The 26,209-nt window shown below is 62.9% G+C and carries 28 protein-coding genes and 1 pseudogene; 17 read left to right on the top strand and 12 right to left on the bottom strand.

Annotation, left to right across the window (positions count from 1 at the left end):
• Positions 1–23: 23 nt before the first annotated feature.
• Complete coding sequence (locus NATGR_RS03295; protein WP_005581514.1) at positions 24–1,619, bottom strand: ABC1 kinase family protein; 1,596 nt, start codon at positions 1,617–1,619, stop codon at positions 24–26.
• Positions 1,620–1,779: 160 nt separating this feature from the next.
• Here NATGR_RS03295 and NATGR_RS03290 point away from each other — a divergent pair, with 160 nt between their 5' ends.
• Entirely contained in the window at positions 1,780–2,184 is a 405-nt protein-coding gene (locus tag NATGR_RS03290) for a hypothetical protein (RefSeq protein ID WP_005581515.1), read from the top strand.
• Position 2,185: 1 nt separating this feature from the next.
• On the opposite strand, the gene NATGR_RS03285 is transcribed toward NATGR_RS03290, so the two are convergent.
• The gene (locus tag NATGR_RS03285; protein WP_172636009.1) at positions 2,186–2,641 is read right to left on the bottom strand and encodes a universal stress protein; all 456 of its coding nucleotides are present in this window, start codon (positions 2,639–2,641) and stop codon (positions 2,186–2,188) included.
• A gap of 552 nt (positions 2,642–3,193) precedes the next feature.
• Here NATGR_RS03285 and NATGR_RS03280 point away from each other — a divergent pair.
• From NATGR_RS03280 to NATGR_RS03270, 3 genes are all read left to right on the top strand, one after another.
• Entirely contained in the window at positions 3,194–4,105 is a 912-nt protein-coding gene (locus tag NATGR_RS03280) for a hypothetical protein (RefSeq protein WP_005581519.1), read from the top strand.
• An 86-nt stretch (positions 4,106–4,191) separates the two neighbouring features.
• A complete protein-coding gene (locus NATGR_RS20070; RefSeq protein WP_015233281.1) occupies positions 4,192–4,914 on the top strand; it encodes a helix-turn-helix domain-containing protein in 723 nt (240 codons plus the stop codon).
• Positions 4,911–5,561, top strand: a complete 651-nt coding sequence (locus NATGR_RS03270) for a helix-turn-helix domain-containing protein (protein ID WP_005581521.1) — start codon at positions 4,911–4,913, stop codon at positions 5,559–5,561. The genes NATGR_RS20070 and NATGR_RS03270 overlap by 4 nt, the downstream gene beginning before the upstream one ends.
• A gap of 903 nt (positions 5,562–6,464) precedes the next feature.
• Here NATGR_RS03270 and NATGR_RS03265 read toward each other — a convergent pair.
• Positions 6,465–6,770, bottom strand: coding sequence for a PadR family transcriptional regulator (locus NATGR_RS03265; RefSeq protein ID WP_005581522.1), 306 nt, complete (start codon positions 6,768–6,770; stop codon positions 6,465–6,467).
• Positions 6,771–6,930: 160 nt separating this feature from the next.
• The gene (locus tag NATGR_RS03260; protein ID WP_005581523.1) at positions 6,931–7,824 is read right to left on the bottom strand and encodes a DUF3267 domain-containing protein; all 894 of its coding nucleotides are present in this window, start codon (positions 7,822–7,824) and stop codon (positions 6,931–6,933) included.
• Between the two features lie 98 nt (positions 7,825–7,922).
• On the opposite strand from NATGR_RS03260, the gene NATGR_RS03255 reads away from it, so the two are divergent.
• From NATGR_RS03255 to NATGR_RS03240, 4 genes are all read left to right on the top strand, one after another.
• A complete protein-coding gene (locus tag NATGR_RS03255) occupies positions 7,923–8,213 on the top strand; it encodes a DUF7111 family protein (RefSeq protein WP_005581524.1) in 291 nt (96 codons plus the stop codon).
• 77 nt (positions 8,214–8,290) lie between these two features.
• Positions 8,291–9,724, top strand: coding sequence for a heme o synthase (locus NATGR_RS03250; RefSeq protein ID WP_015233280.1), 1,434 nt, complete (start codon positions 8,291–8,293; stop codon positions 9,722–9,724).
• A gap of 44 nt (positions 9,725–9,768) precedes the next feature.
• Positions 9,769–10,410 carry a DsbA family protein gene (locus tag NATGR_RS03245; RefSeq protein WP_015233279.1) on the top strand — a complete coding sequence of 214 codons (642 nt, stop codon included), beginning with the start codon at positions 9,769–9,771 and terminating at the stop codon, positions 10,408–10,410.
• Between the two features lie 204 nt (positions 10,411–10,614).
• Entirely contained in the window at positions 10,615–10,809 is a 195-nt protein-coding gene (locus NATGR_RS03240) for a cold-shock protein (protein WP_005581532.1), read from the top strand.
• 82 nt (positions 10,810–10,891) lie between these two features.
• Here the strand turns inward: NATGR_RS03240 and NATGR_RS03235 are convergent, their stop codons facing one another.
• The 7 genes from NATGR_RS03235 to NATGR_RS03205 form a co-directional block, all read right to left on the bottom strand.
• Complete coding sequence (locus NATGR_RS03235; RefSeq protein ID WP_005581533.1) at positions 10,892–11,896, bottom strand: aldo/keto reductase; 1,005 nt, start codon at positions 11,894–11,896, stop codon at positions 10,892–10,894.
• A gap of 350 nt (positions 11,897–12,246) precedes the next feature.
• Positions 12,247–12,462, bottom strand: coding sequence for a hypothetical protein (locus tag NATGR_RS03230; protein WP_005581535.1), 216 nt, complete (start codon positions 12,460–12,462; stop codon positions 12,247–12,249).
• 337 nt (positions 12,463–12,799) lie between these two features.
• Positions 12,800–13,783, bottom strand: a complete 984-nt coding sequence (locus tag NATGR_RS03225; RefSeq protein WP_005581537.1) for a hypothetical protein — start codon at positions 13,781–13,783, stop codon at positions 12,800–12,802.
• 70 nt (positions 13,784–13,853) lie between these two features.
• Positions 13,854–14,633, bottom strand: coding sequence for an ABC transporter permease (locus tag NATGR_RS03220; protein WP_005581538.1), 780 nt, complete (start codon positions 14,631–14,633; stop codon positions 13,854–13,856).
• Entirely contained in the window at positions 14,630–15,412 is a 783-nt protein-coding gene (locus tag NATGR_RS03215; RefSeq protein WP_005581539.1) for an ABC transporter permease, read from the bottom strand. The genes NATGR_RS03220 and NATGR_RS03215 overlap by 4 nt, the downstream gene beginning before the upstream one ends.
• The gene (locus tag NATGR_RS03210) at positions 15,409–16,302 is read right to left on the bottom strand and encodes an ABC transporter ATP-binding protein (RefSeq protein WP_005581540.1); all 894 of its coding nucleotides are present in this window, start codon (positions 16,300–16,302) and stop codon (positions 15,409–15,411) included. The genes NATGR_RS03215 and NATGR_RS03210 overlap by 4 nt, the downstream gene beginning before the upstream one ends.
• 31 nt (positions 16,303–16,333) lie before the next feature.
• Positions 16,334–17,224 carry an SDR family oxidoreductase gene (locus NATGR_RS03205; protein ID WP_005581541.1) on the bottom strand — a complete coding sequence of 297 codons (891 nt, stop codon included), beginning with the start codon at positions 17,222–17,224 and terminating at the stop codon, positions 16,334–16,336.
• Between the two features lie 131 nt (positions 17,225–17,355).
• On the opposite strand from NATGR_RS03205, the gene NATGR_RS19830 reads away from it, so the two are divergent.
• Positions 17,356–17,502 (top strand): hypothetical protein, encoded by a 147-nt coding sequence (locus tag NATGR_RS19830; RefSeq protein ID WP_015233277.1) that lies wholly within the window; start codon positions 17,356–17,358, stop codon positions 17,500–17,502.
• Between the two features lie 104 nt (positions 17,503–17,606).
• Here NATGR_RS19830 and NATGR_RS03200 read toward each other — a convergent pair whose 3' ends face one another.
• Positions 17,607–18,032 (bottom strand): DUF5791 family protein, encoded by a 426-nt coding sequence (locus NATGR_RS03200; RefSeq protein WP_005581543.1) that lies wholly within the window; start codon positions 18,030–18,032, stop codon positions 17,607–17,609.
• Between the two features lie 115 nt (positions 18,033–18,147).
• Between NATGR_RS03200 and NATGR_RS03195 the strand changes: the two genes are divergently transcribed.
• The 8 genes and pseudogenes from NATGR_RS03195 (at position 18,148) to NATGR_RS03165 (ending at position 26,136) form a co-directional block, all read left to right on the top strand.
• Positions 18,148–19,230 carry a tubulin/FtsZ family protein gene (locus NATGR_RS03195; protein WP_005581544.1) on the top strand — a complete coding sequence of 361 codons (1,083 nt, stop codon included), beginning with the start codon at positions 18,148–18,150 and terminating at the stop codon, positions 19,228–19,230.
• 41 nt (positions 19,231–19,271) lie between these two features.
• Positions 19,272–21,170: a glycoside hydrolase family 2 protein gene (locus tag NATGR_RS03190; RefSeq protein ID WP_005581545.1), complete on the top strand. Its 1,899-nt coding sequence runs from the start codon at positions 19,272–19,274 to the stop codon at positions 21,168–21,170.
• 260 nt (positions 21,171–21,430) lie between these two features.
• The gene (locus NATGR_RS03185; protein WP_005581546.1) at positions 21,431–22,312 is read left to right on the top strand and encodes a coiled-coil protein; all 882 of its coding nucleotides are present in this window, start codon (positions 21,431–21,433) and stop codon (positions 22,310–22,312) included.
• 237 nt (positions 22,313–22,549) lie between these two features.
• Positions 22,550–23,545: a signal peptide peptidase SppA gene (sppA, locus tag NATGR_RS03180; RefSeq protein ID WP_015233276.1), complete on the top strand. Its 996-nt coding sequence runs from the start codon at positions 22,550–22,552 to the stop codon at positions 23,543–23,545.
• Positions 23,546–23,610: 65 nt separating this feature from the next.
• Positions 23,611–24,909: a DUF373 family protein gene (locus NATGR_RS03175; RefSeq protein WP_005581548.1), complete on the top strand. Its 1,299-nt coding sequence runs from the start codon at positions 23,611–23,613 to the stop codon at positions 24,907–24,909.
• A 41-nt stretch (positions 24,910–24,950) separates the two neighbouring features.
• Entirely contained in the window at positions 24,951–25,676 is a 726-nt protein-coding gene (locus NATGR_RS03170; protein WP_005581549.1) for a diphthine--ammonia ligase, read from the top strand.
• Between the two features lie 84 nt (positions 25,677–25,760).
• Positions 25,761–25,841: pseudogene (locus tag NATGR_RS20710) on the top strand (diphthine--ammonia ligase); the annotation flags it as partial.
• A gap of 88 nt (positions 25,842–25,929) precedes the next feature.
• Positions 25,930–26,136 (top strand): hypothetical protein, encoded by a 207-nt coding sequence (locus tag NATGR_RS03165; RefSeq protein WP_005581550.1) that lies wholly within the window; start codon positions 25,930–25,932, stop codon positions 26,134–26,136.
• Positions 26,137–26,209: the final 73 nt, after the last annotated feature.

Genomic DNA, 26,209 nt, shown 5'->3' with positions numbered 1-26,209 from the left:
GTTGGCAGTCGACAACGACTCGATCACCGAGTCGTCGCTGCGCGTCGGACACGGACGTACTGTAGGAACGAGAGGGCGGCCGCGACGAGGCTCACGAACTCGTACGGCTGCGCGTGGAACGTGAACACTCCCGTGGCGACGAGCAGTCCTGCAGTGATCACCGCGTAGCCGACACCTGGATCGCCGGCCGAGGGCGACTCGACCGGATCGGTCCTGACAACCAGTTCGCCACGCTCGAGTTGTCCCATGACTGCGTCTGCGCGGGCCGGCAATCCGGCAAGAACCGGAGCCGAGCGTCGCACGTCGGTCTTGACCTCCCCGAGCAGGCTCTCGAGTTCGTTTTCGATGAACCCGTGTTCGACGAGAAACGTCTGCGTTACCGAGATGAAATCGAACTCGGGATCGAGACTCCGACAGACGCCTTCGCCGACGGTACCGACCCGCATGAGCAACATCACGTTCGGCGGGATTCGGAACGGGAAGTCGTGCAGCATCGACAGCAGTTCGGTGAGGATCAGCCGCCAGGTGACGTCCGATTCTCCCTCGAGGTTCTCGATCACCAGTTCGAGGACGCGCCGAATCGCAACTCGGTCGACGTCGGGCTCAAGTACCTCGAGAGCGATGAGGGAGTTCAACAGCCCGTCCACGTCGCGCTGGACGAGTGTCCGGTAGAGATCCACGATTTCGTCTTGTTCCTGTCGTGTGAGCCGCTGGCTCATCCCGTAGTCGTAGATGATCAACTGCCCGTCGTCGCTCACCGCGAGGTTTCCCGGATGGGGGTCTGCGTGGAAGACGCCGTCGACCAGCCCCATTTGCAGATAGGTACGGGCGATCAATGTCGCGATTTCGGTGGAATCGGTGCCGGCCGCCTCGAGTGCGTCGTCTTCGGTGATCTTCCGTCCTTCGACGAACTCCATGGCAATCAGTCGCTCCGAGCAGCGGTCGTCGTACGTCTCGGGGATGACGATACGGTCGTTGTCGACGAAGTTGTCGCCGATTTCGGCCATGACCGACGCCTCTCGCTCGAAGTCCAGTTCCTCGAGAATTATTTCCTCGAAGTCGTCGGCGAGATTCCGCAGTGAGTAGCGCTGTCGTTCGTCGGCGAACGTCGACAGCAGCGGGACGAGCCCGCGGATGACCCGGAGGTCCCGTTCGATGACCGAGACGAGACCGGGGCGGCGGACCTTCAGTGCGATCCGCTCTCGTTCGTCTCCGGCGTCGAACTCGACCGTGTAGACGAACGCGAGCGACCCGCCAGCGACGCGCTCGAGCGTCTCGAGGTCGACGGCCGGATCGTTTCCTAGCTCTTCCTCGACGACGGTCATCGGATCGCCGCCGACGTCTTCGGGAACTTCGTCTTGCAGCGTCGCGAACTCCTCGACGTAGATCGGTGGGACGATGTCGGGACGTGTCGAGAGAACCTGGCCGACCTTGATGAACGCTGGCCCGAGGTCGAGCATCGTCTCGGTGAGTCGTCTCGCGCGCTGGTGATGAACAGCGGGTGGAGCCTGTCGTGGCGGGCCAAAAAGCAAGAATCGACGCCGGTCCCTGAGCAGTGCGATAGCGACGGGGAGAAACCGAACGAGCACCTGTAGATAGCGGAGATAGTAGCCTTTCATTGCTCGGCGAAGCGGCCGTCGGTTCCGATGCGGTCCATACGTCGTGTTCGAACACCGGGCACAAATACGTCGGTGATCTCGATGTTCAGGATTTGATAGAGGGATTCCGGCGAACTAATCGGTAGATTGAACAGTTTCGCGGCGTTCTGGACACGTACCGATGGAGACGAAGCGAAAACGCTACTCGCTTTTACTCGCCGGTTGCGTGATCGTCGCTGCTGTCGTCTATCTCGTCTCCATTCCGCGTCACGTCCAGGCCGGTCAGCACTCGAGAGCGGTCCTGTACCTCGGTATCGGGTGGCTCCCCTACACGGGTGCGTTCTACGCGGCCGCCAGACTGTTTTCTTCGCCCGCGGCGCTGCCGAACATGCGCGCCGCCGACATCGGTCTCGGACTCTTTTTGCTCTCGTTACTTCTGAGTCTCGGCCTCGACGCCTGGGGGTTTTCCCCGGAACAAATACCGACCGCACATCTTCTGCAGGCGATCGGCATCTTCGTCGGCCTCGCGCTGTTTGGCTGGGGAATCGGTCGCCGGTCGAAATCGATCGCTGGCGCTGAGCGGTAGCTCACTCTTCGGGCAGAACGTGTTCTGATCTGGTCCCAGCGACGAGAACGTCGATACCGCTGTGGCGGATTACCGCGTCGGTGACGCTGCCGAGCATCAGCCGGCTGACGCCACCGCGGCCTCTCGTTCCCATGACGATGGCGTCGGCGTCGACCTCGTCGGCGTACTCGAGGATTTCTCGAACCGGGACGCCGGTCAGGACCGCCGTTGATACCTCGAGGCCGCGCTCGTCTGCGCGCGTCTCGAGTTCTGCGACGAACTCACTCGCTCGTCTAGTCAGGATTTCGGCTGCGCTCGCGTCGTCGCCGGGAAGTCGAACGGAGACGAGCGGTCCGGTTTCGGCGACGCTTACGACGTGGACGGTCGCATCGGTCGTGGCTGCGAGCTCGAACGCTCGTTCGGCCGCGTCCGCGGCGTACTCGCTACCGTCGGTCGGGACGAGTATCCGTTCGTACACATCCTGGCCGTCACGTTCGACCGACATAAACCCGCATGACGGTTCACGCTACCTGATTGACGTGGATACATGATACTATCAATACACCGACAGTAAACACTGATGGCCGGGGAGAGTTCGGTCACTGGAAAGTGGCGTGATCGGCGTGCAGCAGACGCTGGCGTTCAGAGAGGACGAGTTGCCGTTTTGCTATGCGAGTGTGAGTCCCGTACTCGCTAGTACCATCCCAAGCGTGGACCGACTAGTTGAGAGTTGGCCCAAACCAATCACGATTCTCGATCAGGAGTAGAGCGCACTAGTCAGAGTAGACTTGGGACAGTACTAGTACTCCGCCAAGCGTCGACTGATACCTGTAACTAGTTACGTAAGCCGTATGTTAGGCCGAACCGGCCGACACGTCCGGAGCCGCCCCAGCAGGAAAGACTCGCCACTGTCGCTACTCGGCCGTCGGCTCGTACTGATCTTTGCGGTCGAAGGCGGAGTTCGCCAGCACTTAAAGACCTCCACAGTTCATCACGAATCACCATTGCAGATTACGGGCCATAGTGAACCATGAGTGTTGGTACCAGTATTCAACAATTCGGGCACTTCCTCGAGGAGTGTGAGGAGGTCGTCGGCACCGTACACGGGGTCGAATTCACGGGTCGGATCGACGCGGACACTGGATCGACCGCCGAAGTGGAACTCACCGTTCCGATGGCAGGTGGCGGGAAAGGGGGACTCGCCGTTGACGATGTCGCGGTCGACGCCGACGGTCGACTGCAGTTCGTCCTCGAGACGAACACACCGGTCGTCCCGGCAGACGACGGACTCGAGGTGGAGCCGACGACCGCTGCCGTCACCGACGAGGGGTCGGTAACGGCTTCGCTCCGCGCGACGGTGGGGGGAGACGAGAACGCCGACCGAGAGCGTCGTGCGAGCGTGGTCGAGAGTGACGATGGAGACACCGGTTGTGGCCGCGACGTGCCACCGTTCAGAGACCCCGAACTGTTGGCTACCGTGTACGACTCCTGTGAGACGTTCGCAGAGATGAGTGACGCCATCGAGATGGACGTCACCGCCGAGACAGTGCGTCGTTACATGATCGACTACGGGATTCACGAGCCGGAGCGGTACGACACCGACGACATCGACGCGCCGTCGCCACCGTCTGGCGAGGCCGACCGACTCGAGTCGACGCCCGACGGTCTATCACAGGTCGTGCTCACCGACGGACTCGGTCTTCCGGCGGAAGTTACCGTCGACGGACTCGTCGAGACTGTCTCTCGCTCGAACACGATCTACGAGGTCGAACGAGACGTGGGTCTGGACCGCAACGAGACGCTCGACCTGTTGCGGCGGCTGAATCTGCTCGAGTTCGTTGTCGGTCGACTCAGCGACGGCTACGACCGAAACGTCGGTCGAGAGGACGTCATCGAGCGACTGCGGGAGGCGTCTGCCGTCCAGTCCTGGCCGCAGCCGTAGCTCCCCTCGTTTTTCTGCTGGCGCTGAACCAACACCGAGGCTTAAGGGTGTGGGTGTCGTTCTCCCACGAGACGAGACACCACACGATGGCACTCATCACCGAGGTCCGGTTTGCCCACGAAGACGGTGCACTCGTCGACACGCTTACCACATCGCCAGACCTGACTGTCGGTGTCGTCGGCGAACGCAGCACGACCCCGGAACAGCACGTCTACTTCTTTCGGTTCGACGACGAGCCAGACGAACTCCGGCCGCTCCTCGAGGACGACCGGTCCGTTCGAAATTTCGAACAGGTGTCGGCCGTCGACGACCGCTACCTGTGGCGGATCGAGTTCGGACCGGAGACGAAGCTTCTCGCGCCGGACGTGACGGAAGTTGGCGGGTTCGTGCTGGACGCCCGGAGTTCGCCGATACCACACCCGCCACGTGGCTGGCGCGAACGGTGGGCCTTTCCCGACGAGAGCGGTCTGTACGACGTCTGGCAGCGGGCACGAACCGACGGATTCGAGTTCGAGATGCTCGACCTCTCCCGGCAGCGCCGATCCGGAACCGACGTCGATCCGGCTTCGCTCACCGACCAGCAGCGAACGGCACTGGTGACGGCGTACGAACGGGGCTACTTCAGGGAGCCGCGGGAGACGTCGCTCGAGGAGTTGGCCGCCGAACTGGACATTTCACCGTCGGCCGTCAACGGTCGTCTTCGACGCGGACTGAAGGTACTGATCGAGACGGCGCTGGTCGTCGACAGTCCAGCGCCGACGGACTCGCGGCTCCAGAAACGAAACGTCGCAAACCGACTCCATCGATGATCTCGACGCGAGTCTACGTCGAACATCCTGACCTGGCGCTTGTATCGACCATTCGCTCGGTCTCGGAGACGGAGATTGCCGTTCTCTCTGACGCGGGCACCGACCCCCACCACAACGTTTATTTCTTCCGGATCGAAGCGGACGACTTCGACGTCGTCGAGTCGGCACTCGAGGGAGACCACACGGTCGCCGACTTCGCTCTCGTCCTCGAGTTCGCGGGACAGCGAACCTACCGGATCGAGTACAGCGACGACGCGAAACTGATCACGCCACGGATCAGCGAACGCGGTGGACTCACCCTCGAGTCGCGGAGTTACTTGAACGGGTGGCTGTTGCAGTTACAACTCGAGAGCCACGACGTTCTGTACGAACTCGACGAGTGCGCACGCGAGGAAGGAATTCAGTTCGACGTTCTCGAGGTTACGCAGAACGACGAACTCGACGATCGCTTCGAGTTCGGACTAACACAGTCCCAGACAGAGGCGCTGGTCGCCGCCTATAGGCACGGCTACTACGACGAACCCCGTGAGAGTTCGGTCGAGGAACTGGCCGATCTGCTCGGGGTCTCTCGAACGGCGGTCAGTGGCCGCCTCAGGCGCGGATCTGCCGAACTGATCGAGGAGTTTCTCCTCGTGGACCGTGAGTGATACGATTTGCTGTCAGTCAGTTCCGGCACGACCGCGAACTCCTGCGGTCGCGCCGGGACAGCGGGACAGCAGTCCATATGAAACGGCGACCCGTCAACCGGTGCGCTGTCGTCGATGGGTGCCAACCGCCAGCCCGGGACCGGTAACCGGCGGTACGTAGTTACAGTGGATCGTCTCAGCTAGTAGTGCCATAGCAATAATCTTCGAATACAGTTACTATTCTCGATATTTTGGCTGCCGATCACGGTCGGACAGCCGTTCACAATGGGGTGTAAAGAGTTGTGTGACAGCCGAACGGTGAGGAGAGACGGTCGAAGGTGAACAGTACGACCGTACGCCACAGCCGATCCAGCACCCGAGATACTGCTGCAGACGGCTGTTTCCGACGGCGAGGATCGCTATGCCAGATAAGTACGCGGCGACAGGGGTAAGTCTGATGTTCCTCTTAGAAGAGACAACGACGAACCTCTCGTTCTCAGTTACTTTGTCACGCCGGCACTAACGGTCGCAGAAACGTGGCTTCGAACCGACCCAGCCCAGTGGACTCGTATCGAAGACACCACGGCCGAACTATCGAAGCTACTGGCACACAGCTCTCTCGAGTTCGGGCTTTGATACGGTTTGCTGTCCGTCAGTGCCGGCGCGACCGCGAGCCTCCTGGGGTCGCGCCGGGACAGCGGGACAGCAGTCCGTATGATACGGTTCACCGGAAGCCGCTCTCCGTGCAACCACTCCCCGCAGCAGTTGGACCGGGAAATCGGTCCCACAATCCGGATGCGTTCTCCCACGACCGAACTCGACGACTCGACAAAGAGCAGATCGAGTGTCTCGAGGTCGGACGGGATCAACGATTGTCGTAACGACGGGACGCCGGTCGTCTCGAGCCCTCGCTCTTCAGGTGAGTCACGATTCGGTACGTCTGGACGGTTTGAGGCAGTCATTGATCCACGCGTAGTGTTCGCTCACTCGTCGTCGACCGGCCTCGGTCAGTGCGTAGACGTCGTGTAACCCCGCTGTTCGTTTCTCGACGAAACCCGCGTCGACCAGCGCCGACAGCGAACCGTAGAACGACTTTGGCTCGAGCCGCTCGTCGTAATGTGACTCGAGGCGAGACTTCAGTTCCTGGCCGCGCAACGCCCCGTCTTCGCCTTCGGCGGCGAGGAGGAAGCAGACGTCACGGCGACGACCGCTCTGTAACCACTTGCTCATACACTGCGTTCGAACAGCGAGCGCTCGAGCGTTACGGTTCGGATCGGACGTCCCGACGGTTGGTCAGTGACGTGGAGTCACCCGACGGGAGCGGCGACAACGCTGTAGTTCGACTCGCAGGGCGGATGGAGACGGTTCCCGTGGCGTTCTCGCCGTGGATTCACGGTCGGAAGAGCGCCCAGACGACGCCGCCGGCGACAGACAGCGCGAGCGCGACCGTCGCTCCGACCTCGAGATGGACGCTGCCGTCGGCGTGGCGCTCGTGACGGAAGAGCAGCCAGCTCCCGTCACCGACGACGACTGTCCCGGATTCGACTGCCAGTGACCAGAGGACGGCCACGACCAATCCGGTTGTAACCAGCGCGAACGTTCCGACGGTACCGGCAGCGACCTGCGAGAGGACGACGGTTCCGGGACGGCGTTCGTTTCGGGACGACGTGGCCGACGCGGACTCAGTTGCTGGTCTGTAAATGGCGAACCCTCGGTTGGTCCCGTCCGGAAGCCCAGCGACGCGAACGTCCGGTGGGTGGTGCAGCAACGCCACAGCCATCCAGAGGTCACCGATCGACCCAGCGGTGTTTGCAGCCAGAGCCACGACGAGTACTGGCGATGGGTAGAGAGCAAGCACGAACACGCCTGCCGTCGTGATGCCTACGACGGGAGCGAGCAGGACGACGAGCATTTCGGTGCGCGTGTAACTCGTCTCGGTGGACTCGGCGTAGGCGTACGGAAAGACGAACGAGGACCGTCCGACGCCGAACGACGGGGAGCCACCGTACCTGGCGATAAACGCGCCGTGTATCGACTCGTGAACGACGACGACGAGTGCCACCAGTCCTGTGGAGACGACGGTCCATTCGGCCAGGGTAGGGGGTGGAGTCGGGCCGAAGACGATCGGCTCGAGAGCCTCTCCCTGGAACAACGCGAGCAAGTGACTGAACGCGTACGCAAACGCGAAGAACCCGGCGACGGCCACGACGAGCCACAGTAGTGCGACTCGTCGGGTAAGCCGAAACGTCGCGAGCGGTCGGCGAGCAGTCGTCGCCGTCGTCACGACACGTACTCCCAGTGGGGGCGAAAAATCGATGTCGGTTCGGAAGGCCGGCGACCGAAACCGATAGCTTCCCGGTGCTTGCCCGATGAGTGTCTAGCATGACCGAAAGCGACGAGTACACGGCGACGACCGACGACGTCGTCGCGACCTACGACGAGACCGAGAGCGAACGACGCCTCGTCTTCGAGCGCGAGAGCGGCCACGGAACCGCCGCTATTGCCCAGAATATCGAGGGATACGCGATGCTCGCGGTTCGACCGACGCCGGACGACGACGAACTCGAGCGCTACTACGGGTTCGACATGGCACTCGACCACGCCGGGGAGTTACTTGGCGTCGCCCCAACGGCGTTGCCGGTACCGGCCGCGGCCGAGGACATGGGGATGTGAGGTCGACGACCCCGCGTTTGATGGGAAAAGCGGGAATCATAAATACGCGGAGTCTAACGATTTAGACGAGAACAGCCGTGGTAACAGCAACCGAGTCCGGGACCTTTCCTCGCCCGATCGGGACCCGACGACGCTTTTCGGCACTGCTTGCAGCGACCGCGCTCGGCGTCTATCTCCTGTTGATCGTCGGCGCGACGACGTCGCTGACGGACGCGGTTGCGGCGTGTTCGACGTGGCCGGGGTGTCACGCACCGACGGACCCGCTGAACCAGACCGAACTCGCGATTGCCTGGGGCCACCGCATCGCCGCCGTGGTGGTCGGTCTTCTGGTCGCCGCGACGACTGTCGCCGCCGTCTTCGGGGAGCTTCCGGGACGCGTTCGCGCGACGATCCTCGTCGGTGCCGTCCTCTATCTCGTCCAGGTCGGCGTCGGCGCAGTGGTCGCGACGCTTGGCCCTGCCGCGATCGTGCCGGGACTTCACCTCGGGCTCGGCGTCCTCGTCTTCTCGACGATCGTCCTCGCGTTGGCCTGGGACTTAGAGGCCGCGACGGGCACCGACGACGACACGATCGAGACACCCGAACTCGCACCGGAGCCGGCAGAGCCGACACCGACCGACCGGACACTCCCCTCGAGTCGGCTCGCTCGTGTCCGGCTCACTGCCGCCGCCTACTTCAAGATGATGAAGCCACGCCTGATGTGGCTGCTCTGTCTCGTTGCTGCCGCGGGGATGGCACTGGCTGCCGGGCCCGCGCTCGACGCCTACACGATCGCCGCCACGCTCGGCGGTGGCGTCCTCGCGATCGGTGCCTCCGGAACCTTCAACAACGTCCTCGAGCGCGACATCGACCGCCGGATGTCTCGGACGGCGGACCGTCCGCTTGCGACCGAGCTGATCCCGGTACGGAACGCACTCGCGTTCGGCGGGCTCTTGACCGTCGCGTCGATCGGCGTTTTCCTGAGTATAAACAGGCTCGCGGCCGCACTCGGACTGGCGGCGATCCTGTTTTACAGCGTCGTCTACACGCTGTTGCTCAAGCCAAATACGGTCCAGAATACCGTCATCGGTGGCGCTGCAGGTGCGCTCCCGGCGCTGATCGGTTGGGCTGCGGTTACGAACGAAATCGGGCTGCCGGCGCTGGCGCTTGCTGGCGTCATCTTCCTGTGGACGCCTGCTCACTTTTACAACCTCGCGCTGGCCTACCAAGATGACTACGCGCGTGGTGGGTTCCCGATGATGCCAGTCGTCCGGGGGGAGACCGTCACCCGGAAACACATCGTCTACTACATCGCCGCGACGCTGGTCTCGACGGTCGCACTCGCCTGGATCACTGGCCTCGGCGCACTGTACGCGGCGGTGGTCGTGGTCTTCGGCGGTATCTTCCTCTGGGCCGCCGTCGTCTTGCACTTCGAACAGACCGAACGCGCTGCGTTCCGGTCGTTTCACGCGTCGAATGCCTTCCTCGGAGCTGTCCTGGTCGCGATCGTCGTCGACGCGCTGGTGCTGTAACCGCTTTCCGAACCCCTAACCACGATCGGCGTCTATCGGCAGCCATGCACCGTCGTTCGTTCCTCTCGAGTGCCGTCGCTGGAACCGCCGTAACCGTCTCCCTCGCCGGTTGTAGCGCCCTGCAAATGGGCGGCCTCGAGGAACTCGAGGGCGTCGATCCCGAACGCCAGCTCCCAGTCCCGACGCTGGGTGACGGCGCTGTCACCGTCGAGGTCTACGAGGATCTGGGCTGTCCGGCCTGCCACCAGTTCCAGGCCGAGGTGGTTCCGGTGCTCGCCGAGGAGTACGTCGAGTCGGACGAGATCTCGTATCGCCACTACGACTTCCCCGTCGACGCGGCCGACGAGTCGGTCAGGATGGCAAACGCCGCTCGAGCGGTCCAATCCGAAACCCACGAAGGTGAAGGCGATCCGAACGGCCAGTTCTTCGATTACAAGTCTGCAGTGATGGCAAGCGACGACTGGAGCGACGACGCGCTCGCGGAACTGGCGAGCGTCGTCGACGTCGATCCCGACGTCGTCTCGAGCGCACTCGAGGACGGGGCCTACTATCCGACGATCGTCGCCGACCGCGACCGCGGCGAAGAGACGGGGGTCGGGGGGACACCGACGGTCGTCGTCGACGGGTCGATCGTCGACGAACCGCTCGATCCCGACGCGGTCGCCTCACACGTCGAAGAAGCATAGAGCCGGCTACGGTAGGATCTGACGACACCGATCTCGAATTCTCATCTCGTCGAGAAACGATTTCTCGGCGACGTGTTTAATTCGATCTCTCGAAATCCTGCTTGAGCGCGGCGATAGGCGTATTTCTGTGATCGTGTGTAATGATACCGACCGAATAATTATATCGCCACTGTTATATGGGTGGCCCGGCTCTGTACAAAAGCAATGGCAGAAGGTAACGTTGATTTCTTCAACGACACAGGCGGTTACGGTTTCATTTCGACGGACGACGCGGACGAGGACGTTTTCTTCCACATGGAAGACGTTGGCGGTCCGGACCTCGAAGAAGGCACAGACATCGAATTCGACATCGAACAGGCCCCCAAGGGCCCCCGGGCAACCAACGTCACCCGTTTGTAAACGGCTGAACGACTGACCGGTTTTCGTTTCTTGCGAGTGTAACTACGCGACTCGGGAGCGATGGCGCAGTTCTATCGACGTGTTACTGTTCGCCAGCGCCAGCGCGAGCCTCGTCGATCCGCTCGAACTGCTCGTCCGTGAGATCGATCTCCACGGCACCGACGTTCTCCGCGAGTTGGGCGGGCGAACGAGCGCCAACGATCGGGACACAAGTGAACCGATCCTGTGCCATCAGCCACCGCAGTGACACCTGTGCTGGCGTCGCGTCAACTTGCTCCGCGACTTCTTCGACGGCCTCGAGGACGTCCCAGGCTCGGTCGGTCGCGTACCGGTCGCCGAACGTTTCGGTGAGCGTGCCCCGGGAGCCGTCCGGTGCCTCGACGGTCCCGTCTTCGGTGCGGTCGTACTTGCCGGTCAGGAACCCGCCGGCGAGCGGCGAGTAGGGACAGACCGCCAGCTCCTGGTCGGCACAGACGTCGAGATAGTCGCCGACCGCGTCGTAGTGGGCGGCGTTGACCATCGGCTGAGTGACGTCGAACCGCTCGAGCCCCTCCACGTCGCTGGTCCACAGCGCCTTCGTGAGCTTCCAGGCGGCCATCGAACTCGCGCCGAGGTAGTTGACCTTCCCCTCGCAGACGAGGTCCGTGAGCACGGACATCGTCTCACGGATCGGCGTGTCGTCGTCCCAGCGGTGGATGTAGTAAAGGTCGAGATAGTCGGTGCCCAGTCGCTCGAGCGTCCCCTCGATCTGTGCCCGGATGTGTTTGCGTCCGAGGCCAGAGTCGTTCGGTCCGGGTTCGCCCCAGCCGTCGAACGGGAAGTAGACTTTCGAGGCGATGACGAAGTCTTCGCGGTCGTACTCTTCGAGCCACTCGCCGATCCACTCCTCGCTCGTGCCGTCGGGGTCGCCGTAGACGTTGGCGGTGTCGATGAAGTTAATTCCCTGCTCCCAGGCGGCGTCGAGCAACTCGTGGGCTTCTTCGCGGTCGGTCTCGAGGGTGTCGCCGTGTTTCTTGCCAAAGCGCCAGGTGCCATAACAGAGTCTCGAGACGGTCGTTCCGGTGTTACCGAGTGTCGTGTACTCCATAGTCAGACAGTCACTGTCGAACGGCAAAACAAATTGGGAACCGGTGATCGGCCGGCTCACCTGGCTCTGTCGAACTCCCGACCGGCGAGCGAGTTACGTCGACTGCGGAGCGCGTACTCCCACCCATACGGACTGCTGTCCCGACGTCCCGGCGCGACCGCAGGTGCGCTCGGTGTCACGCCGGAAACGACTGACAGCAAACCGTCTCACAGTACGGGCCGGATGTCGTCAGTGGACCGCTGAGGAGCATGCCCGGGATCTGGCTCGCTCTGTCTTCGAGCCCGGCGGTTTCACCCCACCAGCGGACGTCGAAACAGACGAGCGTCTCCTCGAGTCTCTGTTCTCGTCGTTTATGACTCCGGCTCGAGAGCCTGCACACGTATCGAAACGAAATAGACGAACAGAAACAGGAAGAACCCGACAGCGAGTGGAACGAGTCGCCGATCGATGGTCACGAGGTCCAGTATCGACGAGACGGCGATGGCACCGACGAACACCAGCATAACGAACACACCGACAGCGTAGTAGAACCGGCGATCGGAGTCGACGTATTCTCGAGTTGCCATTATTCTCGGTTGACGAGTGATGGCGAAAGATGTGGCGATGCTCCCCCAGTTCGCACGTGGCGGAGAGTGGGGCCGGCGTCACCAAACGAAGTCGCCGTACTGAGACCGTTTGCTGTCAGTCAGTTCCGGCGCGACCGCAAGAGGGCTCGCGGTCGTGCCGGGACGTCAGTACAGCACTCCGTATGAACGGGGGGCCGCCATCTGCTCGACGCCACGCCGGATCGAATCACGCTTCGATCCAGTGACGACGGCAGCGTCGGCTCGATTCCTCGAACTCCGACGGACGTCGACACGACCGCACCGAGGTCGGTCGAGAGAAGTCCGGGTCGACGAGTTTTCAGAATCTATTCTCCACTTCGCTCCAGGTGCCCGCCGCGACGACCTGGTCGTTTACGATCGTGATCGACTGCTGGTCGGCCGACGACCCGAGTAGCTCTCCGAGTGCATCTTCGTCGGGACCGTCGACGATCGCCGCGAACGCTCCGCTCGCGGTGTCCTCGTTCTCGGGCGTGAGCGAGGAGACGACCCCCTCGGCGTCCTCGAGTTCCTCGAAGGCCATATCCACCAGCGCGCCGTCGGTGGCGGCGACGCGATCACCGTACTGTCCGACCACGACCTCACCGTCGCCGGCGGCCTCGAGCAGCCACGCGAACGACTCCGACTCCTCGATCGCCCGCTCGACGTCACCTTCCCACGCACCGACGAGCGTCTCGAGGGCTGTCTCCGGTGTGTCGGCTTCGCCGTCGGCGACGACGATCGCGTCGGTCCCGACCCCGACCGCGACGTCGTCGCCCTCGACCGGCGTGTAGACGTCGAACTCGCCGATCTCGTCCGTCCGCTCGAGCTGTCTAAGGAACTCGATCTCCGGCTCGGCGGTCAGCTGTTCGTCGATCTCCTCGGGTTGCATCTCCCCGGAGACGACGAACGCGTCGGTCGTCCGGAGCAGGCCCTCGACCGTCGACTCGAACGCGTCCTCGTCGTCGAGGAGCCTGCCGAGCCTGTACTGGGCGAGGTCGACGCCGAGGAAGAAATACGCCGAGAGCAGTCCCTCCGAGGCTGGCGCGACCATCGGATCGTCCTCGTACTCCGCTGGGACCTCCTCGTCCGGGTCCGCCTCCTCGAGTTCGACGATCGCCTCGTCGCCGACGTTCGCCCAGTCGACGAAGACGAACTCGAGACCGTCGTCCTCGAGTGCGAGCCACTGGCTGTACGTCGGGGGGTCGACGGTCTCCTGTGCAGCGACCGTCGGCCAGCCACCGACTGCCGTCATCGTCGCTGTCGCTCCCGCGATCGCGAGTAATTCCCGTCGGCTCGGAGTCATTCGTCCGAAACACGTCGCCAACGCCGAAATAGCCCGTCCCTTCGTTCACTTCGTGGAGAGTCTCCGTCGGTCAGATATCCCGGCGGACGAAGACGACGACCGCGAGGCAGACCAGGGCGAGAAACACCACCAGAAGGAGCAAGGCGTCGGCGAACGCGTACTCCTCGTGGAGGAGGATGTCCGTCTCCTCCCAGTACCGACTCGGCGTGAACGCGCCGATCCACTCGTAGTCCGAGTCCACGCGGGAGACGCCGTCGACCAGCCAGAGCACGAACACCAGTATCAGGGCTGTGGCCCTGGCGCGTCTCACGTGGTCGACGACGGAGAGTACGAGCCCGATTCCGGCACAGACTAGCAGATAAGGGATCGAGAGCAGGTGGACCATCGCGAGCGCGATGGGATCGAACGACTCGCCGATGGCGAGCGCGCCGACGGAGACGATGATCGGAACGCCGACGTTCAACGCGACCAGGGGGACCCACAGCGCGGCGACCTTCTGGAGGACGACCGACTCGCGAGAGACCGGGTTCGACAGCGTGAGGTCCATCGTCCGGTCCTGGACGTCGCTCGCGATCAGTCCGGCCCCGACGTAGGCGAAGTAGATAGCCAGCAGGAGACTCCAGAAGAACGAGTAGATTTCGGCGGCGATGAACCCCTCGATCGTGTGAAGCTCCTCGATCCCGAATATGTCGAACATGTAGTCCGGAAACGCCGCCTCGAAGACGTCCATCTCCTCCTGGATGCCGGGAAACATCGAGAAGTAAAGCGTCGATAGCACGGCGAACACGGCGAGGAGGAGCGCCGAACCCCGGACGCGTTTCCTGGACTCGAGTCGGAGGATGGCCGTCATATGTCCCCCCGTACGAAGACGAGGACGGCGGTACTCACCAGGACGAGAAACGCCACGAGAAGGATTCCGGCGTCGAGGAGGGCGTACTCCTCGTGGACGAGGATCGCCGACGGATCGTAGTACCGACTCGGGGTGAGTTCGCCGACCCACTCGAAGTCGGGGTTCATGTGTGAGAGACCGTCGACCAGCCAGAACGCGAACACCAGCACCAGCGCCGTAGCCTGTGCGGTTTCGACGCGATCGACGACGGCCGAGAGGAGAATCCCGATTCCGGCACAGACCAGCAGGTAGGGAATCCCGAGCAGGTGGACAATCGCGAGCGAGACGGGATCGATCGGTTCCCCGAGGACGGTCGCACCGGCGAGTAACACCGCCACCATCCCGGTGGTCAACGAGACCAGGGGAACCCACAGGGCGGCAACCTTCTGAAGGACGACCGACTCGCGAGAGATCGGGTTCGCGAGCAAGAGGTCCATTCGTCGGGCACGGACGTCCTGCGAAATCATGCCTGCACTGACGTACGCGAAGTAGATCCCGGCCAACAGAATCCAGATGAACGGGAAGATGTAGCCGCCGACGAACCCCTCGATCGTGTGCAGTTCCTCGATCCCCAGGAGGTCGAGCAAGTACTCCGGATACACCTCCTCGAACAGCTCCGCCTCTTCCTGGATGCTCGGGAAGACGACGAAGAAAAACGCCGAAAGCATGACGAGAAGTCCCGTCAGGATCGCCGTTCCACGAACCAGCTTCCGCGACTCGACGCGCAGGATGGCCGTCATCCTGCCTCCGCGGGCTCGTCCCCGTAGTAGTGTTTGAAGATGTCGTCGAGCTGAGGGTCTCCGATGTCGACGTCTTCGACTTCGTACTGGACGAGATGCTCGAGCAGGTCGGCCGACTCGCCGGTGTAGGTGAACCGGACCGTGGCGTCGACGGTTTCGACGTCGATCATCTCCGGCGTGACGAACCCGTCTTCTTCGACCGACTCGGCCAGTTGCACCCGGACCTGCTTGCCGCTGCGTTGCAGCAGGTCGTCGATCTCCTCCAGGGCGACCAGTTTCCCCTCCCGGATGATCCCCACGCGATCGCAGACGCGCTGGACCTCGCTGAGAACGTGCGACGAGAAAAAGATCGTCTTGCCGGCATCGCGTTCTTCCTCGAGAAAGGCGTGCATCCGGTCCTGTTTGAGCGGGTCCAGCCCGGACGTCGGCTCGTCCAGAATAGCGAGGTCGGGGTCGTGCATGAACGCCTGGACGATACCGAGCATCCGTCGGTTCCCCGCCGAGTACGTTTCGATCGGTTTCTCGAGTGGCGGGGGAAACAGTTCCAGTAACTCGTCTCGGCGCTCGTCGCCACGCATCCGTGCGAAGTAGTCGAGTGCCTGCCGCCCGGTGAGGCGCTCCTCGAATCCCAGCGTATCCGGCAGGTAGCCGATGCTCGCCTTCGCTTCGGTGAGTGCCCGTCGATCACGGATGTCAGCGCCAAGTACCTCGGCTGTGCCGGAGGTTGGTGTGATCAGGCCGAGCAACAGCCGGATGGTGGTCGTCTTCCCTGCACCGTTGGGGCCCAGATAGCCGAATATCTCGCCTGATTCGACGTCGAAAGTGACGGCGTCGTTCGCGACGACATCCCCGTAACGTTTGGTGAGATCGGCTATCTCGATCGTCGGCATGGACTCGAGCCACACCGCCGAGCAGCAAAAATCACTCGTTGCAGTAGTCGTCGATCACGTCACGATAGCCCTCGCGGAACGTCGGGTAGGCGAACTCGTAGCCGGCTTCCCGCAGCTTCTCGTTCGAACAGCGCTTGTTCGCCAGGATTCGCTGGCGCGCGCTCGCCGAGAGCTCGTCGTTCTCGAGTCGATCGGCTGTCGTCTGTTTCTCGGGCCGCGACCGATCACACTCGTCGGCGAGCCAGTCCGCGAACGCCCACTTCTCGATCGGTTCGTCGTCGACGACGAGTACCACCTCGCCGGTTGCGAGGTCTTCCTCGAGCAGGTGCCGGACCGCACCCGCGGCGTCGTCACGGTGGACCATATTCAGATACCCCTCGGTGACGGGGCCGTCGAGATACCGCTCGAGGCGGTACCGGCCGGGACCGTAGAGGCCGGCGAAGCGAGCGACGGTGCCGTCGACGCCGTACTCCGCGGATAGTTCGAGCGCGAGTCGTTCGGCGTCGACGAGCACCTCGGTCTTCTCTGTCGTCGGCTCGAGTGGCGTCTCCTCGTCGACCGGGTTGCCGTCGTGATCGCCGTAGACGCCCGTCGAGGAGGTGTAGACGAGTCGGTTGGGCGCGTTCTCGCGGTCGCCGAAGGTCTCGATTGCGGTTCGAAGTCCCTCGAGGTAGATTTCGCGTGCGGCCTCGGCGTCGCGGCCGCCGCTGCTGGCGGCGAAGACGACCGCGTCGACATCGGGGACGGACGCGAGGCTCTCGGGATCGGTGACGTCCGCGCGGACGGCGTCGAAGCCGGCGTCTTCGATCGCGTCGATCCCTGCGTCGGAACGGCGAACGCCGACGACCTCGTGATCGCGGGCGGTGAGCTGGCGACCGAGTTCGAGACCGACGTAACCACAGCCAAGGATAGCGACGTGCATACAGAAACTCGCGGCGGAAGTCACATAGGTTCATTGCTCGCGGTCGACACTGCGTTCTCGGCAGACGGGCCGACGGTCAGGACATCGTGAACGAACCGCTATACGACACGATATCGTACTGGGTACCGACGATGGAAACGTGTGCAAACTGTGAGGAAGAACTTCCGAGTCGCCGCTACCACGTCCACCTGTCGACGGACGACGCCGTCGAACTCCCACTCTGTGAGGGATGTCGGTACAAGTTCGTCACCGCAGAGTGGGTCGACACTGTCGTCTAGTACCGTCCCAAACGTGGACCGACTAGTTGAGAGTTGACCCAAACCGATCACGATTCTCGATCAGGAGTAGAGCGCACTAGTCAGAGTCGACGGTTGGGACGCCACTAGGGCATATTGCCCACGATCACGTGCTGCAGGTGAACGTACTCCTCGAACGACATGGACGCACGTCGCTCTATTTTCTGTTGAGCTTCTTTCGCATCCATCTCGATCTCGAGTTCGCTCTCGACGGCGTCGACGTCCATGACGGCCGTCGACATCCCCATCAGCAGGTTCTCGGTTGCCATCGTCACGACGGTCTCGGCATCCCGAATCCCCTCCTCGAGCGCGAGAATCTCGGCTGCTTCCTCGAGTGAGATGTCTGAGGCGTCGCCGTCGAGGACTCCCTCGAGCGTCGACCGGTCGAGACCCGTCTCGTCGACGGCCGTCTCGAGGCCGTGGTCGTCGACGGTCGCGGTGAGTTCCGAGCGATACTCCTCACGGAGTTGCGCGGGCGAATCGGGGACAGTCGTTCGCTGTTCGTGGAACATACCGGAACAGACAGCAGTCGGTTACAAGTGTATTGCCATTACCGAAACGTATCACTGGAGCTGACTGTCGATTTTTACCGGAACGTTCAACAGAGGGTTAGCCCATTGAAACTGTATGAAAGCTGCCCTGATCGGAGTTGGTCAGGCCGGTGGAAAGATAACCGAACGGCTCGCTCGGTTCGACGCCGAGATGGGATTCGACGCCGTTCGTGGTGCCCTGGCCATCAACTCCGCAACATCAGACCTCCAATCGATCGAATACGTCGACACGCAGCTGGTCGGTGCAGACCAGGTTGGCGGACACGGCGCTGGCGGCGACCGCGACCTCGGTGAGTCACTCGTCGAATCGAACGTCCAGCAGGTGCTGGACGAACTCGAGGGCCGGATCACGTCCGACGTCGAAGCGATTTTCGTGATCGCCGGTCTCGGTGGCGGTACGGGTAGCGGCGGGGCACCGGTGATCGTCGACGCCCTCCAGGGAATCTACGACAAGCCGGTGTACGCGATTGGTGTCGTTCCCGGCCACAACGAGGGGAAACTCTACCGGGTAAACGCCGGCAACGCGCTGAAGACGGTTGTCGACGCGGCCGATGCGACCCTGTTGATCGACAACGACGCCTGGCACGAACAGGGCGAGAGCGTCGAGGGTGCCTACGACACGATCAACGGCAACATCGCCCAGCGGGTCGGCCTGTTGCTCGCTTCCGGTGAGGCCGTCGAGGGAGTCGGAGCCAGTGTCGTCGACTCGAGTGAGGTCATCAATACGCTCCGTTCGGGGGGGATTGCGGCGCTTGGCTATGCGAGTGCGCCAGCGAGCGAGGACAGCGCAGAAAACGTGCGGACAGTTATGACAGTCTCGAGACAAGCGCTGCTTACGGGGACGAGCCTTCCTGACGCGACGACTGCCGACTCCGCGTTGCTCGTCGTCGCGGGTGAACCCGAGATCATCTCACGCAAGGGCGTCGAGAAGGCACGGCGGTGGATCAGCGAGGAAGTCGGCAGTCGGAGAATCCGCGGTGGGGACTTCCCGCTGGAGAGCGGCCGGCTCGGAGCTCTCGTTTTGCTCGGGAACGTCGACCGGCCAGGTCGTGTAGAAGATCTGATAGAGGAGGCGTGGGCGGCAAAGCAGGCAAGCGACGGTGATCGGGACGATGCCGAGGAGGACCTCATCGACGATCGTCTCGAGGGGCTATTTTAGCGCCGGAACAACTTTTAATTTCGCGGACAGTGTCGACGGCAATGACAGACGAGTGGAGCGGCGGGCGGGTGATCGACCGGGAGAGAGACGGGCCACCGGCAGTCGAGTCCTGGCAGCCGGTTTCCGTTCCGGATCGGCGACCCGAGTTCGGTGACGCGGGCGAGAGAGGACCGATCGCGTACAAGACGACGATCGAAGAGCCACGCTCGAGCGACGACGAACGCGCGTGGCTCGCGGTCCGTGGCGGGTACGGACGGACGACAGTCTGGCTCGACGGTGAGAGACGAGGCGAGTCGGCGTTCGGATTCGTCCCGGTCCGGTTCACGTTCGACCCCGGGCAGTCCAGCGAACTGATCGTCGTTTGTGAGCCGCCTGACGCCTTTACTGGCATCCGCGGTACCGACGAGGTTCCGTCGTCGCTCTCGACGCCGAGTATCAGGTGGGGGGTCGACGTCGAGTCACGTCCCGCAGCGTTTATTCGGCGACTGGAGACACGCCCTCGTCTGCAACATCGGGACGACGACTCGACGTACGGCGTGCTCGACATCGAACTCGAGGTCGACGCGGGCGTCGCGATCGACGACGCCATCAGACTGACCGTCCGGCCGAACGAACGCGGAGGCAGCGCGACGATGGAACGGGTTCCGGTGACCGCGGCTGCCGGCGAGCGAACGACGGTCTCGCGGACGGTCGAACTCCGCGATCCGTCGTTGTGGTGGCCACGTGGCTACGGCCACCAGCACCGATACTCCGTCCGTGCGAAACTCGGCGACGACGCGGCAGAACGGCTCGTCGGATTCAGGCGAGTCGAACGCGACGACGAGGGACTGCTCGTCAATGGCCAGCGGGTTCGTGCCCGTGGATTCACCCGACTCCCGGGCGGTGATCCGGTCGACGACGTGACGCGAGCACTCGAGGCCAACGCGACGTTAATTCGTGCGCGTGCACACGTCCCGGACCCGGCGTTCCACGCGGCCTGTGACGAGGCAGGGCTGCTCGTCTGGCAGGACCTTCCCGCGAGCGGCCCCGAGTTCGCGGCTGGTGTGGCAGATGTCGTCGAACGCGGCCGAGAACTGGCGGCAACTCTCGCCGAGGAGTATGGCTCACACCCCAGTATCGTGCTCTACGGCGCTCAAGACGAACCCGCAGCTCCGTTCGATGCTCCTGTCGGGAGTGGGATCACGGGCAGACTCGCCGTCAGGTATCGTGCCTGGCGGACATCGGTCGAGCGGCAACCTGCCGAAGAGATCGCCGAAGCGTTCCCGGACGACACGCCGGTCGTCCCGGTCACCGGCCCGGTCGGGACCGATCCCGACGGAGCCCACCTCTCGACGGGGTGGGAGTATCTCGAGGCCAGTGATCTTCCCTGGTTGCTCGAGACCTATCCCTCGCTTGTCGAGGTCGTTGGTGGACTCGACGCCGGCTCGCTCGTGGCTGACGCCGATCCGGCCGGCGTTCCCGGCCTGAACGAGGATGCACTCGCTCGCCACGAGACCGACCCGGAAGCGTCTCGGATCTACCAGGCACGAACGCTGAAGCGGGGTATCGAGACGCTGCGCCGCGAGGGGTGTGGGATCTTCGCCACCGCCCCGATCCGTGACGTCGCCCAGGGCGGCGGGATGGGCGTTACGGCGGCCGACGGCGAGCCGAAGCCGGCTTACGAACCAGTTTCAGATGCTCTCGAGCCGGTGCAGGCAGTCCTGGATGAGCCACCCGCCTCCGGTCGAGCGATCGGTATCACGGTCTGTAACGACACGCCAGCGGTGCTTGAAGCGACGGTCGAGTGGGCGGCCGGCGAGGAAAGTGGCGAGGAAACGCTCCTCGCCGACGCGCTCGGGACGAGCGATGCCGGGGCCCTGACCGTTCCCGCCGACGCTGATGTCGTCGAGCTAACCGTTGTAGCGGACGATCGGGCCGCTACGAACCGATATCGTTTATAGGCAACTCGCCGGTCCCTGTGAGACACCAACACGACGGACGAGCCGCCTGCTATCCGTTTTCGGGAATCCTCGGACCGGTACATTTAAATGACATGCGACGGTAGTAACCGGTACCAGAACGCCACCGGGGCGCGCATAGCTCGACGATCGATGACAGGGAATCTTATTCACCGGGATTTCGCAGATCGTCAGCTATCGCTCCACGCAGCCGACTTCGGCTGCCTCCCCCGGTGCGGGTATGGCACAGAGGTTCGAATAACATGGTAGACGAATCGAAGAACATCGAACTGACAGAGGACGACCTAGAGAACAAATCGAAAGGCGAGCTCATCAAGAAGGCCGGACAGCTCCGGGACCGACGAAACGAGCTCAACCAGATGGCTTCCGACCGCGCTTCCAAGCGCGACGACCTGAACGCGAAGACTCGCGAGAAGGTCGACGAGGCTCAAGAGCACCGCGAAAAGCGCGACGAGCTAAACGAGCAGGTCCAAGAGCACAAGGACAAACGAAACGAGCTCAACGCCGAAGCGAACGAACTGTTCGACAAAGTCGAACAGCTCAAGTCGGACATGGAACTCGACGAAGGCAAAGACCTCGAAGAACTCGAGGAGGAAATCGAACAACTCGAGTTCAAACAGCAGACCGAGGTCCTCTCGAGCGAGGAAGAGCAGGAACTGATCGAGAAGATCGAGTCCAAACGCGAAGAGTACGAAGAGCGCAAAGAAAAGCTCGAGCAAAACGAGGATCTCGAAGAACTCGTCGAGGAAGCCGAAGAAGTCCGCTCCGAAGCCTCCAAGCACCACCAGAAGGTCACGGAGCTTGCGGACAAGGCTCAGGAGCACCACAACCAGATGATCGAGGCCTACCGCGAGGCCGACGACATCCGTGACGAAGCCGACGAGATGCACGAGAAGTTCGTCGACGCTCAGGAGGCTGCCGACCGTCATCACGAGGACTTCGTCCGCGTCCAGAAGCGACTGCGCGAACTGGACAAACAGGAGGAAGAAGAGCGCAAGACCGAGCGAGACAAGAAGAAAGAAGAGGCCAAAGAAGAGGCCGAAGAGATCTATCAGAAGTTCAAGGAAGGCGAGACGCTCGACACCGAGGACCTGATGAAGCTCCAGAAGACGGGTCTACTCTAGGGTCGTCAGTTCGATTCGTCCCACGTTCGTCGTCGCCGTTCGTTCCACGATCGGGTACCGGTAGCATCTGCTGTAGTGGGCTATAGTAATCCGGCCGGGTCACTCGGTCACCAGCCCCGCTTTCGGAGTCGGTCGTGGACGTGGGACGGAGGCAAGGCAATTTTCGCAAGGTCGATAGCGACAGCAAAGTTAACGGAGTAGCACTCGGAACTGCCGCTATGAGCAGAGGTGACAGCTGTGGTCAGTAAGGAAGGTCTCGGACGATTCCTGGTCGTCGTGGCCACGACGGCAATCGCCATCGTCGCCGGCGTCGGCCTGTTCGTCGTCTATCCAGACGACGTCGCCGACCTGTTCGGAATCGGACTGGCGCTCGTCGTCGTTCTCGGTGGACTGAAAGTTGCGGGCAACGTCGCAGCCTCGGCGTTTCCCGGCTACAACGTCGCGGAAATCACCGTTTCGGGGCCGATAACCCGCGACGGACGAGGCGGACCGCTGCCCTCGAGTCCGCGTGCGACGCCGGCTGACGACGTCGTCGAGCAGATCGACCGCGCGAACGAGGACGACGACGTCGCCGCTCTCTTGTTGAAGCTGAACACACCCGGCGGCGAGGTCGTCCCAAGCGACGACATCCGGCTCGCGGCCCAGCGATTCGACGGCCCGACGGTCGCCTACGCGACGGATACCTGTGCCAGCGGCGGCTACTGGATCGCCAGCGGCTGTGACGAACTCTGGGCCCGGGAGGGATCGATCGTCGGCTCGATCGGCGTTATCGGCTCCCGGGTGAACGCGAGCGAACTCGCCGAAAAAGTCGGTCTCTCCTACGAACGGTTCGCTGCCGGCGAGTACAAAGACGCCGGGACGCCGCTGAAAGAACTCGAGGACGACGAACGCGAGTATCTCCAGGGGTTGATCGACGACTACTACGAGACGTTCGTCGACCGCGTCAGCGACGGCCGGGATCTGGACGCGGAGTTCGTCCGCGACACCGAGGCGCGGATCTACCTCGGCGACCAGGCCCACGAGATGGGGCTGGTCGACGAACTCGGGACGCGCCGGGAGATCGAGGAGGCACTCGAGGAACGACTCGAGACCGACGACGTGGTCGTCGAAGAGTTCGAACCCGATCGGCCGCTGATGGCTCGCGTCGGTACGAGTGCTCAGTCGGTTGCGTATGCGTTCGGTGCTGGTCTCAGCGGACTCGCCGACGAACGTGGGTTCCGGTTGCGAAGTTGATGTTCGACGGGGAATCGGTACGATAAGTGAGTGGTTTTATCGTCACACGGGACTGAACGGCAACCGTGACAACGCTGGTCGTCCGTCTCGACCGGACCGACGACGTGGGCCGCAAGACCGGATTGCGGACGCCGATCGTCGGCTGGGAGGCAGTTCGCGCGCTCGTGACCGACATCGGGCTCGCGGATCCGGAGGATTCGGGAGTCAACTCCCTGCTCGAGACGTTGCGGGTCGCACAGGACCTCCGCGACGAGAACGAGGAGACGATCGTCGCGGTCGTCTCGGGGGACCGAGAGTCGATGGTTTCGGCCGACAGGGCAGTCGCGCGCCAGTTAGACGAACTCATCGACGAACACGAACCCGACTCGGCGGTCGTCGTCATCGACAGCGCCGAAGACGAACGCTTGGTGCCGATCGTCGAGAGTCGTGTTCAGGTCGACTCCGTCGACCGCGTCGTCGTCCGCCAGGCGAGAGACATCGAATCGACGTACTACCTGCTCAAGCAGTTTCTCGCCGACGAAGAACTGCGACAGACGATCCTCGTTCCGGTCGGGATCACGCTGCTCGTCTTCCCGGTCCTTGCGATGCAGTTTGGGACCGCAGAGGGGGCAGCGGCGATCACGACCGTCATCGGTCTGTTCTTGCTGTACAAGGGACTCAACGTCGACGAGATCATGACCGGGGTGGCCCACCAGGCACGCGAGGCACTGTACTCCGGCCAGGTGTCGGTCGTCACCTACGTCGTCGCCGCCGGGTTGACCCTCGTCGGTCTGTTCGCTGGCGCGCTCGGCGTCTCGAGTCTCGACGATCCCCAGGGCGTGTTTGTGCCCACGATGCAGTTCGTTTTCGATAGCATCCCGTGGCTCGCGATGGCGGGTATCACGGCGAGTGTCGGCCGAATCCTCGACGAGATCATCGGCGAGGCTCCGGTTCGACGTTCCTATCTCAACCTGCCGTTTCTCCTGCTTGCGGTCGCGCTGGTGTTGCGGGGGTTCGCGGCGTACTTCCTCGAGCAACAGGGCGTGATCGGCTCACTGGCGGTTCCAGGCAGCGAGTTCGTCCCGCCGGTGATCGAGGGGGTCGCCTTTTCACCCGTCCAGCGGCTGATCATATTCGTCTCGACGGCGATCGCCGTGAGTCTCGTCGGCGCGCGGATCGCGGTCGCTTTCAGTGGTCGTGACGAACTCTCACTGAGCGACGACACAGACTCGAGTCCACAGCGGTCGGAGTCCGGACTCACCGACGGTGGGCCCGATCCAAGCATCGACGGCCGTTCGGCCCCCGACCGCGAGGCGGATTCCCGGGCCGACGCCGAGCGAAAGACGGAGTCGGGACGGGATCGGGACGACTCGAGCGACGAGTAACGACTCGTCACCCATTTACTCCCGGCCCCTAACGCTCTCCTATGAGCGAGATAGAGGGCGTGTGGGTGAGCCTCTTTTCGGGCGGAAAAGACTCCTCGTGGGCACTGTACCGGGCTCTCGAGGAGGGACTCGACGTGCGACGGCTGGTCACCGTCCATCCCGCGGGCGACTCCTACATGTATCACGTTCCTGCGACCGACCTGGCGACGCTGGCTGCCGAGAGCGTCGGGATCGACCTCGTCGATGTCGAACCGGACGACTTCGAAGCCGAGAGCGTCACCGACTCGAGCGTCCAGGGCGACAACGAACTCGAGCCGTTGGAAGCGGCCCTGCAGGAACTCGACGACGAACTCGAGGGTGGCATTGCTGGCGTCACTGCGGGTGCTGTCGAGAGCGAGTACCAGACGACCCGGATCGAGGGGCTGTGCGATCGACTCGGCTGTGACCTGTTCGCCCCGCTGTGGGAGGAAAAGCCCCGTGAGCTCGCCGACGCGATGCTCGAGGCGGGCTTCGAGATTTCGATCATCCAGGTCGCGGCCCACGGGCTGGACGAGTCGTGGCTTGGCCGGACGCTCGACCGCGAGACATTAGCCGAACTCGAAGAACTCAACGAGGAGTACGGCGTTCACATTCTCGGTGAGGGTGGCGAGTTCGAGACGCTGGTGGTCGACGGACCGCACATGGACCGGCGGATAGAACTGGATTACGTGACTGAGTGGGAGGGGACACGCGGGCAGTTGCGGATCACTGACGCAGGGTTAGAGTGACTGTACCGCGAGTGAACGAAGTGAACGAGCGGCTTTTTTGGTCCAGATTTTTGCGCCGAGTGGTCGCCAGAGGCGACCCGAGGCGGAAAAGGTGGTTCTGAGACGCTGGTGGTCGACGGACCGCACATGGACCGGCGGATAGAACTGGATTACGTGACTGAGTGAGAGGGGACACGCGGGCAGTTGCGGATCACTGACGCCCGGCTGGCGTGATCGGCGTTTCAGTCGACGGCAGAACCGCTTTAGGCCAGCTGTGGAGACACCGACCGGTACGATCGAAAGTGAACGCGACCTCTTCGCCCGGACGCTTCGGGAACTCTATCACGTCGAGCGTGAACTCGAGGACCGCCAGACAGAACTCACAGAGGCCGTGACAGACGAAGAACTCGAGGCGTTTTCACGGCTTACAGCGAGCGCACGACCGACCAGATCGGGCGGCTCGAGCGAATTTTCGACGTAATCGAGAGCGCGTCGCTCGAGAGCCTCCGTGCCGGACGGGACGAACTCGTCGCCGACCTGCAAGATCCGGTTCT

The organism is Natronobacterium gregoryi SP2, from assembly GCF_000230715.2.
Lineage (GTDB): Archaea > Halobacteriota > Halobacteria > Halobacteriales > Natrialbaceae > Natronobacterium > Natronobacterium gregoryi.
Note: the sequence above shows the minus strand (reverse complement) of the source record. Positions and strands in the feature narration are given on the sequence as shown.

Excerpts from the sequence above, each read along its gene's own strand:
- NATGR_RS03295 (WP_005581514.1), bottom strand. The coding sequence starts at position 1,619 with ATGAAAGGCTACTATCTCCGCTATCTACAGGTGCTCGTTCGGTTTCTC.
- NATGR_RS03290 (WP_005581515.1), top strand. The coding sequence starts at position 1,780 with ATGGAGACGAAGCGAAAACGCTACTCGCTTTTACTCGCCGGTTGCGTG.
- NATGR_RS03280 (WP_005581519.1), top strand. The coding sequence starts at position 3,194 with ATGAGTGTTGGTACCAGTATTCAACAATTCGGGCACTTCCTCGAGGAG.
- NATGR_RS20070 (WP_015233281.1), top strand. The coding sequence starts at position 4,192 with ATGGCACTCATCACCGAGGTCCGGTTTGCCCACGAAGACGGTGCACTC.
- NATGR_RS03270 (WP_005581521.1), top strand. The coding sequence starts at position 4,911 with ATGATCTCGACGCGAGTCTACGTCGAACATCCTGACCTGGCGCTTGTA.
- NATGR_RS03265 (WP_005581522.1), bottom strand. The coding sequence starts at position 6,770 with ATGAGCAAGTGGTTACAGAGCGGTCGTCGCCGTGACGTCTGCTTCCTC.
- NATGR_RS03255 (WP_005581524.1), top strand. The coding sequence starts at position 7,923 with ATGACCGAAAGCGACGAGTACACGGCGACGACCGACGACGTCGTCGCG.
- NATGR_RS03245 (WP_015233279.1), top strand. The coding sequence starts at position 9,769 with ATGCACCGTCGTTCGTTCCTCTCGAGTGCCGTCGCTGGAACCGCCGTA.
- NATGR_RS03240 (WP_005581532.1), top strand. The coding sequence starts at position 10,615 with ATGGCAGAAGGTAACGTTGATTTCTTCAACGACACAGGCGGTTACGGT.
- NATGR_RS03235 (WP_005581533.1), bottom strand. The coding sequence starts at position 11,896 with ATGGAGTACACGACACTCGGTAACACCGGAACGACCGTCTCGAGACTC.
- NATGR_RS03230 (WP_005581535.1), bottom strand. The coding sequence starts at position 12,462 with ATGGCAACTCGAGAATACGTCGACTCCGATCGCCGGTTCTACTACGCT.
- NATGR_RS03225 (WP_005581537.1), bottom strand. The coding sequence starts at position 13,783 with ATGACTCCGAGCCGACGGGAATTACTCGCGATCGCGGGAGCGACAGCG.
- NATGR_RS03220 (WP_005581538.1), bottom strand. The coding sequence starts at position 14,633 with ATGACGGCCATCCTCCGACTCGAGTCCAGGAAACGCGTCCGGGGTTCG.
- NATGR_RS03215 (WP_005581539.1), bottom strand. The coding sequence starts at position 15,412 with ATGACGGCCATCCTGCGCGTCGAGTCGCGGAAGCTGGTTCGTGGAACG.
- NATGR_RS03210 (WP_005581540.1), bottom strand. The coding sequence starts at position 16,302 with ATGCCGACGATCGAGATAGCCGATCTCACCAAACGTTACGGGGATGTC.
- NATGR_RS03205 (WP_005581541.1), bottom strand. The coding sequence starts at position 17,224 with ATGCACGTCGCTATCCTTGGCTGTGGTTACGTCGGTCTCGAACTCGGT.
- NATGR_RS19830 (WP_015233277.1), top strand. The coding sequence starts at position 17,356 with ATGGAAACGTGTGCAAACTGTGAGGAAGAACTTCCGAGTCGCCGCTAC.
- NATGR_RS03200 (WP_005581543.1), bottom strand. The coding sequence starts at position 18,032 with ATGTTCCACGAACAGCGAACGACTGTCCCCGATTCGCCCGCGCAACTC.
- NATGR_RS03195 (WP_005581544.1), top strand. The coding sequence starts at position 18,148 with ATGAAAGCTGCCCTGATCGGAGTTGGTCAGGCCGGTGGAAAGATAACC.
- NATGR_RS03190 (WP_005581545.1), top strand. The coding sequence starts at position 19,272 with ATGACAGACGAGTGGAGCGGCGGGCGGGTGATCGACCGGGAGAGAGAC.
- NATGR_RS03185 (WP_005581546.1), top strand. The coding sequence starts at position 21,431 with ATGGTAGACGAATCGAAGAACATCGAACTGACAGAGGACGACCTAGAG.
- NATGR_RS03170 (WP_005581549.1), top strand. The coding sequence starts at position 24,951 with ATGAGCGAGATAGAGGGCGTGTGGGTGAGCCTCTTTTCGGGCGGAAAA.